The following is an 11,067-nucleotide window of genomic DNA, read 5'->3' as shown; positions in this document are numbered from 1 at the left end:
GCGACTGACGTCGCTCCTACATTAGCCTTGGCGCCACTCCCTGTAGGAGCGAATTTATTCGCGATTGCAGCGCGTAGCGCTGCCGGGGTAGGCCACCCCCATCGCGACTGACGTCGCTCCTACATTGGCCTTGGCGCCACTCCCTGCGCCTACCCCACCTCTACACGATCTCTACCGTTCTGCTTGGCCAGGTAGAGCGCCTGGTCGGCGCGGGGGTAGAGGGCGGCGAAGCTGTCGTCGGGCGGGGCGATGTCGGTGCGGCTGGTGGTGACGCCGATGCTGATGGTGATGGCCAGCGCCTCGGCCTGGCCGGGGCCGCCGCGGAACGTGTGATCAATCACTGCGCGGCGCAGGCGCTCGCTGAGTTCGGCGGCGCCGTTGGCATCGGTCTGTGGCATGAGGACGCAGAACTCCTCGCCGCCGATGCGTGCCACCAGGTCGGCGCGGCGTACCACGTCCTTGAGCAGCGCGGCGAAGGCGACCAGGATGCGGTCGCCGGTGGGGTGGCCGTGGGCGTCGTTGACCTGCTTGAAGTGGTCGATATCGATCAGTGCCAGGCTGATCGGGGCGCCGCTGCGGGTGCTCTGGGCGAACAGCCGGCTGGCCTGGTCGAGCAGTGCACGGCGGTTGTTGAGGCCGGTCAGCTCGTCGGTGACGCTGAGCGCCTCGACCTGGCGCTTCTGGCGGGCGATCTGGTAGAGCGCGGCCATCAGGGCGGCGATCACCACCATCACCAGCGCGGCCAGCACGATCAGCCAGCGCGACAGGCGCTGCATCAGCTGCTGCTGGTTGGCGGCGGCGCCGAATACCAGATGCTGTAGCTCGCTGTAGATGAACGCCAGGCTGTCGTCGAGCTCGTCAGCCATGGTTTTCAGGCGCGCCAGGCTCTCGGGTTGATACGGGGCCACCGCCAGTATCGGCTCGACCTCCAGCAGCAGGCGGTTGAGCACGCGATACTCGTCGAGGATGTGCTGGTAGTCGGTCTTGGCCAGGGCGCTGCGCTCGAGGTACTGGTTCACGCTGCCGCGGCGGGTGGCGATGATCCACAGCCGCTCGAGGGCCTGCTGCTGATGCAGGGGGTCGGGGCTGTCGGCCAGGCTCTCGATGGCCTGCTGGAGGTGCAGGCCATCCTGCTGGCCGCGCACCACTTCACTGGCGAAGCCGAGGTAGTCGGCGCCCAGGTGGCGGTCGGCGTTGTTGGCAAAGCTCCACACGCTGGCGATCAGTAGCGCGCCGATCACGCTGAATAGCAGGCACAGCGGCAGCAGCAAACGTCGGCTAATGTGCGGCATCGGCAGCTCAGCGGGCGCGCAGGGTGGTGATCGACCAGATCCACCGGGTCATGGGTTCGCTGCCGTCGAGCACCGCCTCGATGTCGGCGGGCACCGTCAGCATCAGCGGGCCATTGTGGTGGTCGGGTAGTGGCGCGCCGTCAAAGCGGGTCACCAGCAGGTAGGTCTTCTGCTCACGCTCGGCGGGGCTCAGGAATACGGTGTAGTCGTCGCGGGCGATGAAGCGCAGCCGCTCGTTGTCGTCGAGGCCGTGGGCGGCCAGGAAGTCATTCAGCAGCACGCCGAGAAATTCACCCTCGAGCCCCTCGGGGTGCGCCATCTCCGCCGCGTAGAGTGGCAGCGACTCGATCTCGGCCAGCGAGAGCTGGCGGGACCGCTCACCCTGCTCGAGGGTGAGGACCGGCGTGTCGTTCTGGGAGGGCGCGCGGTCGCTGGGGCGGAGCTCGGCGGCGGGTAGCGCCGCACTGGCCAGCAGCGCGGCGAGCAGCAGCGCGAGAGGGGCGAGCCCTCGGGTCGTGGTGGTCATGGGCATTTCCCTGCGTGGCCGCCATCATGTCGTCAAGGTTACTGAATGTTTGTTATCGGTAGTTCTGTTTCAAGCTTGAGGGCGCGTCTTCGCGCGCTGGCCTCGTGCTTTGCTCAGGCGGCTCAGTAGAGTGCCTGCTCCTCGCTGATGACCTCCTTGAGCAGTTCGAGAAACAGCCGGTCGGCGTCGGAGTGCTCGGCCGGATCGTCGGGGATGTGCACGCTGGTGGTATCACTGATCTCGCGGGCGATGCTGGCGAGCATGTCGCGCTCGTTGAGGTCGGCGTGCTTGCGGGCGATATGCAGCGACTGCTCGAGGATCGCCGGGTCCTGCAGCATTTTCTTGATGAAGCCGCGCAGCTCATTGATCACGCGGGTCTTATGGATCTCGGATGCGGACATAAAGGGAGCCCTGTCATGCGGTTGGCGGAATCTGCGCTAGGCGCTCAGCCAGACGATAGCACAGCTGGCGGGCGGGGTGATGTCCCGCCGGCCGGGTGTGGCAAGCGGTTTCAACGCTTGGTGGAACATGCCCGCTTGCCTTGTAAGAGATATCTTACAAAATCTGTCCTATATCTCTTAGCTCTCTAAGCCAGCAAAAGCATTGGACAATTCACTAATCTCGGTTACGCTTCATTACAAATAAAAGCTGAGGGCAACGTTCAGCCCTGACTGAGTCACGACAACAAACAGGATGATGCTGGCTGGGGTCGGTGTCGTCATGTACGCAAGGGAGAAATACCCCATGAAAGCATCCAGTGCCCCCGGTTTTCGCCGCCGCTTTCCCTCTAGGCTCCGCCATACTGCCAGCCATATGACCGCCTTGGCGCTGCTCGCTGCGCTGCCGGGCGCCGCCCAGGCCCAGACGGCTGGCCTTGCCGGCATGTCGACGCCGGGCAGCAGCGACCTGCGCGAGGTGGTGCAGCGCGCGGTGTCGACCAACCCGGAAGTGCAGGCGGCCTTCAATGGCTTTCGCGCCTCGACCAATGAGGTCGACGTCGCTCGCGGCGGCTATCTGCCCAGCATCGACGTGAGTGCCGGGGTTGGCATCGAGGACCGTGAAGGCGACGGCCGCGGCAGCTTCGACACCGACTTCGCCGAGCTCTCGCTGACCCAGATGATCTATGACGGCTTTGCCACTCGCAGTGAGGTCGAGCGTCTCGACCGCGCCAAGCTGGTGCGCTACTACGAGCTGCTGGGGGCCAGTGAAGAGGTGGCGCTGGAGGCGGCGCGGGCTTACCAGGACGTGCGCCGCTATCGCGAGCTGGTGGCGCTGGCGCGGGACAACTACCGCGAGCACATGCGCGTCTTCAACCAGATCGAGGAGCGGGTCGCCTCCGGCGCCGGGCGCCGGGTCGACCTGGAGCAGATCAGCGGGCGCCTGGCGCTGGCCGAGTCCAACCTGATGACCGAGGCCTCCAACCTCCACGACGTCAGTTCGCGCTTTCAGCGCCTGGTCGGCACGCTGCCGAGCGAGACCCTGGCGCCGGCGCCGTCGCTGGATGCCGAGCTGCCGCCGTCGGTCAACGATGCGGTGCGCATGGCCTACGAGGGTAATCCCAACTTCCACGCCGCCATCGAGAACATCGAGTCGGCCCGTGCCGAGCAGGCCGGCACCCGCTCGGCCTTCCAGCCGCGTCTGGAGTTCCGCGCCCGCACCGGCACCAACAACCAGAGCGACTTCACCGGCCGCCGCGACCAGCACGTCGCCGAGCTGGTCGCGACCATGAACCTGTATCGCGGCGGCAGCGATCGCGCGTCGTTCCGGCGTGCCAGCGATCTGGTCGAGCAGTCCATCGACCTGCGCGACGTCGAGTGCGTCAACCTGCGCCAGACCACCCAGATCGCCTATAACGATACTCAGCGGCTGCGCGAGCAGATGCAGTACCTCAATGAGCATCGCCAGTCCATCGACCGGGTGCGCGGGGCCTACCAGCAGCAATTCGATATCGGCCAGCGGACCCTGCTCGACGTGCTCGACAGCGAGAACGAGTACTTCGAGGCGAGCCGCGCCTATATCAACGCCGAGTACGATGTGGCCTTGGCCGACGCCCGTACCCTGGCGGCGATGGGCCAGCTGATGCCGACGCTGGGCGTGATGCGCGACGACACCCCGAGCCTGGCCGAGCTGTCCAGCGACGGCGTGACCTTCGACCCCAACGATATTTGCCCGGTGCAGGGCCCAGGGGGCTTCACCCTGCAGGACCTGACCGGTGATATCGATGTGCCGGCGCCGACCCGCGCCCCGGACGTGACCATCAGCGCCGATGCGCTGTTCGCGGTCAACAGCGCCGAGCTGAGCCCCGCGGCGCAGAATGAGCTCAACGACCTGGCGGCACAGATTCGCCAGCGCAACGATCTGGCGCGGGTGTTCATCGCCGGCCATGCCGACAGCACCGGCACCGATGCCGTCAACGATCCACTGTCCGAGGCGCGGGCGCGCAGCGTGGCCGACTACCTGGCCTCCCAGGGGGTCTCGCCGGGGCTGCTGGAGAGCCGCGGCTACGGCTCCAACAATCCGGTGGCCAGCAACGACACCGCCGACGGACGCCGCCAGAACCGCCGCGTGGAGGTCACCCTGGAGACCAACGGCGAGAACCTCGACATGACCGGCACGCCGCTGCGCAGCCGCGATCTCAGTGCGCGCTGGAGTCTCGACGCGCCGGCGGCCGAGCGCGCGGCGCCGGCTAGCAACGCCTCGGCGAGCCAGCCGGCAGCGACGCGCTGGGACCAGGAAGTCGCCTCGGTGGTGGCCAGCGAGTCCCACGGCGAGACCCTGGCCGCGGCGGCCCCCGCTTCCCCCGAGTCGACGCCTGCGGCCCCGGCCGATTCACTGGTGCAGGTAGTGGCGGTAAGCTCCGCCGAGCGCGCTGCCGAACTCGAAGCGCAGCTGAGTGCCGAACTCGGTGGCCCGGTGCGGGTCAGCAACGGCGGTCGCCTGTACAGCGTGCAGCTGGGACCGGTGGCCCAGTCGGAGGCCGAGGCCCTGCGTGGCCGGGTGGCCGGACTGGGGTTTGCTGAAGCGTACCTGATCTCGGCCGATAACCCTTCTTGAGGGGGTGTCGGTCGGTGAAAGGCGCGACTGTCACACAGCCCGAACTGCAGGTGGGAATGAATCAACAGGGGTGAAGGGGCGACCGTGACCAGCGATGCCAAACGCGCCGTAGAGGCGGGGCGCCAGCCGCCGCCGCAGGATGACCTGCTGGAATGCCTGCGGGTGGTGGCCCGCGCCCACGATCAGGAGATGGGCCGCGATGCCCTGGTGGCGGGCCTGCCGCTGGAAGAGGGCCGGCTGACACCGGGCGTCTTTCCGCGCGCCGCGGCGCGTGCCGGCCTTGCCGCGCGCCACGCCCGCTCACGGCTGGTGCAGCTCAACCCGGCGCTGATGCCGGTGGTAGTAATGCTCGAGCCGGGCCGCGCCTGCGTGCTGGTGTCGCTGGACGTCAAGGCGCGCACGGCGCGGGTGATCTTTCCCGAACTCGGCGAGGCGGCTACCGAGATCACCCTCGATGAACTCCAGGCCCGCTACAGCGGCCGGGTGATCTACGCGCGGCCCAAGTTCCGTTTCGACGCTCGCGGCCCGGAGGTCAACAAGCAGAAGGCGCGCCACTGGTTCTGGGGCGTGATCCGCGAGAATCGCCGGCTCTACCGCGACGTGATCATCGGCTCGGTGATGATCAACCTGTTCGCGGTGGCCATGCCGCTGTTCGTGATGAACGTCTACGACCGGGTGGTCCCCAACCAGGCCACCGAAACCCTGTGGGTACTGTCGGCGGGGATCTTCGTGGTGCTGTGCTTCGACCTGGCGCTGCGGCTGATGCGCAACGCCTTCGTCGACCTGGCGGCGAGCCGTGCCGACGTCAAGCTGTCGTCGTCGATCATGCAGCGAGTGCTGGGCATGCGCCTGGAAGGGCGCCCGGCCTCCACCGGCTCGTTTGCCGCTACCCTGCAGTCGTTCGAGTCGGTGCGCGCCTTCATTGGCTCGGCCACGGTGGTGGGGCTGGTCGATCTGCCGTTCGTGCTGATGTTCGTGGCGATCATCGCCATCATTGGCGTGCCGCTGGCGATTCCCATCGCGGTGGGCATCGTGTTCGTGCTGCTCTATGCGCTGGCCGCCCAGGGCAAGCTGCACGAGCTGTCCGAGACCACCTGGCGGGTCGGCGCCCAGCGCAACGCCACCCTGGTGGAGTCGCTGGGCAACCTCGAGACGGTCAAGACGCTACGCGCCGAGAGCCGCCTGCAGGCGGTGTGGGAGAAGACCACGGCGTTTTTGTCGCGCACCTCGGCGCAGCTGCGGTTGATCAGCTCGTCGGTGTCGAGCGTGGCGCTGTGGGCGCAGCACACGGTGGCGGTGGCGGTGATCATCGTCGGTGTCTACCTGATCATCGAGGGCGACCTCAGCCAGGGCGGGCTGATCGCCGCCTACCTGCTGTCGTCGCGGGCCATGGCGCCGGTTAGTCAGGCGGCGGCGCTGCTGGCCCAGTACCACCAGTCGTCGACCGCGCTGGAGTCGCTCAACGGGGTGATGGACAAGCCGGTGGAGCGCCCCGAGGGCAAGTCATTCGTCTCGCGCCCAGTGGTGCGCGGCGAGATCGAGCTCAGCCGCATCACGCTGCGCTACCCGGACGAGGAGCGCGACGCGATTCGCGATATCTCGCTGAAGATCAAGCCCGGCGAGAAGGTCGCGCTGCTGGGCCGGGTGGGTTCGGGCAAGTCGACCCTCAACAAGCTGATGCTGGGGCTCTACGAGCCCACCAGCGGCGCGGTGCTGCTCGACGGCGTGGATATCCGCCAGTTCGATCCCATCGAGCTGCGCCGCCACATCGGCTATGTGCCCCAGGACGTCAGCCTGTTCTACGGCTCGCTGCGCGAGAACGTGGTGGCCGGTGGCGGCAGCGAGGGCGTCGAGGACGAAGCCTTGCTGCAGGCGCTGACGATCAGCGGTATCGATGAGCTGGTTGACCAGCACCCCCACGGCGTCGACCTGCCGGTGGGCGAGCGCGGCCAGATGCTCTCCGGTGGCCAGCGCCAGGGCGTGGCGATCGCCCGGGCGGTGGTCCACGACCCGCAGATCCTGCTGTTCGATGAACCCACCAGCGCCATGGACCACGCCAGCGAGGAGGCCTTCAAGAAGCGCCTCTCCGAGTACGCTGCGGCCAAGACCATGGTGGTGGTGACCCACCGCACCTCGCTGCTGTCGCTGGTGGATCGCATCGTGGTGGTGGATAACGGCAAGATCGTCGCCGACGGTCCCAAGGACAAGGTCGTAGAGGCCCTGCGTAGCGGGCAGATCGGGAGGGCCAACTGATGAGCAAGGCCAGTGCCAAGACCGCCGAACAGCAGGGTTTCGAAGCGATTGGGCGGTTTTCCGAAGGTGGCGGCAAACCCTTCCGGCCGCTGATCGATCGGCTGTTCGCACGCCGCGTGTCGTCGGCGCACCTCAACCGCGACTGGGCCAGCGACGCCGACTGGGCGCGCATGCAGCAGGACCCGATGCGTGCGCGGGGCTTCCTGTACACCGTGCTGCTGGCCATCGTGGCGCTGATCACCTGGTCCTACTTCGCCCAGATCGATGAGGTGACCCGCGGCAACGGCCGGGTGATCCCCTCCCAGCAGCTGCAGAAGGTGCAGTCCTTCGATGGCGGCGTGGTGCAGGAGATCCTGGTCCGTGAGGGCCAGATGGTCGAGGCCGGCGAGCTGCTGATGCGCATCGACCCGACCCGTTTCGTATCGAGCTTCCGCGAGAACCGCGCCCGGGCGCTGTCGCTTGAGGCGCGCATCGCCCGGCTGCAGGCCTTGATCACCGACTCGCCGTTTTCGCCCTCGGATGAGCTGCAGGCCGAGGCGCCGAATATCGTCGCCCAGGAGCGCGATCTCTACGAGAGCCGTCGCGAGGAGCTGCGCGAGGTCGAGAGCATTGCCCGCGACCGGCTGCGCCAGCGTCAGGAGGAGCTCAACGAGGCACAGTCACGGCTGAGCACCGCCACCCGCGAGCTCAATATGGCCAGCCAGGAGCTCAATTTGACCCGGCCGCTGCTCAGCTCCGGGGCGGTGTCCGAGGTCGAGGTGCTGCGTCTCGAGCGCGAAGTGTCTCGGGCCCAGGGCGACCGCAGCCAGGCCGGCTCCCAGGTGGCGCGGCTCGAGGCGGCGGTCGAAGAAGCCGAGGCCCAGCTGCGCGAGGTGACCCTGGAGCGGCGCGGCGAGTGGCGCGACTCGCTGGCCGACGCCCTGGGCGAGCTCTCGGCGCTGGACGAGTCGAGCACCGGCCTCGAGGACCGGGTGCGCCTGGCCGAAGTGCGCGCGCCGGTGGCGGGGGTGGTGCAGCGCATGCACATTACCACCCTGGGTGGCGTGGCCCAGCCCGGGCAGGACGTGGTCGAGATCGTACCCACCGACGACCAGCTGCTGGTGGAAGCGCGGATCGCCCCGCAGGACATCGCCTTCCTGCGCCCCGGGCAGCCGGCCACCATCAAGCTCACCGCCTACGATTTCTCGATCTTCGGCGGGCTGGAGGCCGAGCTCGACCATATCAGTGCCGACACCATTACCGACGACAACGACAACACCTTCTACCTGGTGCGGGTGAGAACCCTGGAGGGCGGCTTTGCCGACCAGGATGACTTGGCGATCATCCCCGGGATGACCGCCCAGGTGGACATCATGACCGGCAAGCGCACGGTGATGGAGTACCTGCTCAAACCGATCCTGCGTGGCACCAGCAACGCCTTGACCGAGCGCTAACGCATGAAACAACACCTTTTCGTATGCCAGGAACTCGACGACATTCCGCGCTGGAAGGAAGCCTTCCCCCACCTGCGGCGCTGCACGCCGCAGCAGGCGCGGGCCCAAGCCTCCGCCGGCGACCACGTATGGGTGGTCAGCCAGATCGAGGGCTGGGGCGCCCTGGTGCAGACGCTTTCCCAGCGCGGCGCGGTGCTGGTGGTGCTCTCCTACACGCCGAGCTCGGTGGAGGCGTTCCAGGCCCTGAATGCTGGCGCCCGCGGCTATGCTCACGCCATCTCCACGGCACCGCTGCTGCAGCAGATCGAGGTAGTAACCGCCAACCAGGGCATCTGGGTGTGGCCCGACCTGCTGGCCCAGGTGGTGGGCTCGACCTTCCGCGCCCTGGGCGGCGAGGCGCGGATGCGCGACGACGCGCTCAGCGCGCTGACCGAGCGCGAACGTGCGGTAGCGCTGGCGGTGGCCTCGGGCAAGAGCAACAAGGAGGTCGCCCGCGACATGGAGATCACCGACCGCACCGTCAAGGCGCATCTCGGCGCGGTGTTCCGCAAGCTCAGGGTGCGCGACCGCATGCAGCTCATCCTGCTGTTGTCGCAGCGTAGTGAGACCACTACCGACGCCTGAGAGGGCGTCGGGTGTTTACATCAGGTTACCTTGTCCATCGGTACTATGTTTTTCCCGCCTTGCCTCCCCTAGCCTGATGTCATAGCCCCATAAAAACGCTGCCGCCGACTAAGGCGGCAGCATGACTACGCGAAAGGGAACACACCATGGCAATTGCAACCGTCCTCTCGATCACCGGTCAGGCTTGGGCGCGCGACGCCGACGGCAACCTGCGCGAACTCAGCGTCGGCGACACCCTCGTCGAAGGCGAGACGCTGGTCACCTCCGACAACGGCAGCGTGCAGCTCGACTTCCTCGACGGCCTCGATCCGACCACGATCAGCGGCGGCCAGGAAATTGCCATGACCCCCGAGGTCGATGCCGACGCCCCGGTGGACGCCGCCGATAGCGAAGTCATGGACGCCGACCTCGAAGCGCTGCTCGCCGCCATCGACGATGACGACGTCGACCTGCTCGACGTGCTCGATGCCACCGCGGCAGGCGCCGGTGGCGGTGCCGCCGCCGACGGCGGCCACGGCTTCGTGCGCCTGGCGCGCATCACCGAAGGCGTCGACCCGCTAGCGTTCGAGTTCGGCACAGCGCAAGGTGGCGAGTTCATCACCGCCCAGGGCGAGCCCGCGCCAGTGGATGCTGTGGAAGAGTCAGACGAGGTTGTTGAAGGGCCCGAAGAGCCTGAAGAGCCCGAAGCGCCTGTAGAAGGTAACCCGACTGCTGGGCCAGCAAGTATCTCACTTGCGGAATCCGGCTTAGTGGCGGGGGGGCAAGTGCCGATCAATGGTGACCAGCCTCCGATTGACGGCCCGATACCGATGGCGCTGTCCCTCGATACCAACAGCACCAGCCCCACCGGCTTCACCAGCGTAACGGCAACTGGCACCATCGACTTCAGCTTCGGCCCGCTCGGCGCTGGCAATATTGGCTTTGCCGGAATGGACGGCGAGACCCTCAGCATCGGCCAAGAGAGCTTCAACCTCGATTGGGATGCGGCCAGCAACACCCTGACCGCCTCCAACGAGCGTGTGCAGGGTAGCAACCCCGACGAACCGTTCCTGTTCCAGATCCAGATCGACCCGCAGACCGGTGAGTTCACCATCACCCTCGCCAACAATCTGCTGCATGAAGAGGGCACTGAAGAAGCGCTGGCCAACCTCGTTTATACGGTTACTGATGCCGGCGGCAACACGGCCTCCAGTAACCTTTCAATCACCATTCTGGACGATGCGCCCAGCGTTGATGTTTTCGCTATGGATGGGATTGAGGGCTTCACTCTTACCACCTCCGATGCCGACCTGACACCGCTATTTGGCGGTGGTGAAGGTGAAGTGTCTCCTGAAGTTCAGGAGCCGCGCGGCGATTTCAGTCCCCAGCTCGCCGCAATGGCCGGTAATCCAGAGCAGGTGCTGGTCAACACCCGCGATCTCTCCAAGTTCTTTGGGGCCAATGTTCAGGCCGGTGCCGATGGTCTCGGCTCCAGCACCTGGTCCTATTCGCTGAGCCTCAACAACAGTGGTGAAACCTCAGGCCCACTAGACTCGGGCCTCGAGTCCGGTGGCAATACCGTCTACCTTCATGAAGTCGAAGGGCCGAACGGTAGCATTGCCATCATCGGCTCGACCGATCCGGAATTTTCCCCCGACGGCGAGTCGGCTCCGAATAGCCTTGTGTTTGCCCTGTACATCGCGCCTGGCGAAGGTGGGTACACCATCACTCTGGAGCAGTTCCAGGCCATCGATCACCCCGAGGGTATTGAACCGGGGCAGAGCATTTCCCTCGATCCCGGCTTGATCACCCTCGGCGCCGAGCTGACCGTCGTCGACAACGACGGCGACGTGGCCAGCGACAGCATTAGCTACGACCTCTCGGGCCAGCTGCAGTTTGTGGATGA

Annotated in this window: 8 protein-coding genes; 5 read left to right on the top strand and 3 right to left on the bottom strand. The window is 66.6% G+C overall.

Annotated elements, in window-relative coordinates; all coding sequences use genetic code 11:
• Positions 1 to 149: 149 nt before the first annotated feature.
• From BLT16_RS20275 to BLT16_RS20265, 3 genes are all read right to left on the bottom strand, one after another.
• Complete coding sequence (locus BLT16_RS20275; protein WP_089660751.1) at positions 150 to 1,292, bottom strand: GGDEF domain-containing protein; 1,143 nt, start codon at positions 1,290 to 1,292, stop codon at positions 150 to 152.
• Between the two features lie 7 nt (positions 1,293 to 1,299).
• Positions 1,300 to 1,818 (bottom strand): hypothetical protein, encoded by a 519-nt coding sequence (locus BLT16_RS20270; RefSeq protein ID WP_089660750.1) that lies wholly within the window; start codon positions 1,816 to 1,818, stop codon positions 1,300 to 1,302.
• Between the two features lie 122 nt (positions 1,819 to 1,940).
• Positions 1,941 to 2,219, bottom strand: coding sequence for a hypothetical protein (locus tag BLT16_RS20265; protein WP_089660749.1), 279 nt, complete (start codon positions 2,217 to 2,219; stop codon positions 1,941 to 1,943).
• Positions 2,220 to 2,562: 343 nt separating this feature from the next.
• On the opposite strand from BLT16_RS20265, the gene BLT16_RS20260 reads away from it, so the two are divergent.
• The 5 genes from BLT16_RS20260 to BLT16_RS20240 all read left to right on the top strand — a co-directional run.
• Positions 2,563 to 4,872, top strand: coding sequence for a TolC family outer membrane protein (locus tag BLT16_RS20260; protein WP_245701786.1), 2,310 nt, complete (start codon positions 2,563 to 2,565; stop codon positions 4,870 to 4,872).
• A gap of 189 nt (positions 4,873 to 5,061) precedes the next feature.
• Positions 5,062 to 7,125, top strand: a complete 2,064-nt coding sequence (locus tag BLT16_RS20255; RefSeq protein ID WP_245701787.1) for a type I secretion system permease/ATPase — start codon at positions 5,062 to 5,064, stop codon at positions 7,123 to 7,125.
• Positions 7,125 to 8,558, top strand: coding sequence for an HlyD family type I secretion periplasmic adaptor subunit (locus BLT16_RS20250; RefSeq protein WP_089660748.1), 1,434 nt, complete (start codon positions 7,125 to 7,127; stop codon positions 8,556 to 8,558). The genes BLT16_RS20255 and BLT16_RS20250 overlap by 1 nt, the downstream gene beginning before the upstream one ends.
• A gap of 3 nt (positions 8,559 to 8,561) precedes the next feature.
• Positions 8,562 to 9,182 carry a response regulator transcription factor gene (locus BLT16_RS20245; RefSeq protein ID WP_089660747.1) on the top strand — a complete coding sequence of 207 codons (621 nt, stop codon included), beginning with the start codon at positions 8,562 to 8,564 and terminating at the stop codon, positions 9,180 to 9,182.
• A 146-nt stretch (positions 9,183 to 9,328) separates the two neighbouring features.
• Positions 9,329 to 11,067, top strand: a 1,739-nt coding sequence (locus tag BLT16_RS20240) for a retention module-containing protein (RefSeq protein WP_143025110.1), incomplete at its 3' end; no start/stop codon positions are given.

Origin of the sequence: Franzmannia pantelleriensis (assembly GCF_900102875.1) — a bacterium.
Taxonomy (GTDB): Bacteria; Pseudomonadota; Gammaproteobacteria; order Pseudomonadales; family Halomonadaceae; genus Franzmannia; species Franzmannia pantelleriensis.
The sequence above is the reverse complement of the archived record's forward strand: the minus strand, read 5'-3'. Positions and strand labels throughout refer to the sequence as shown.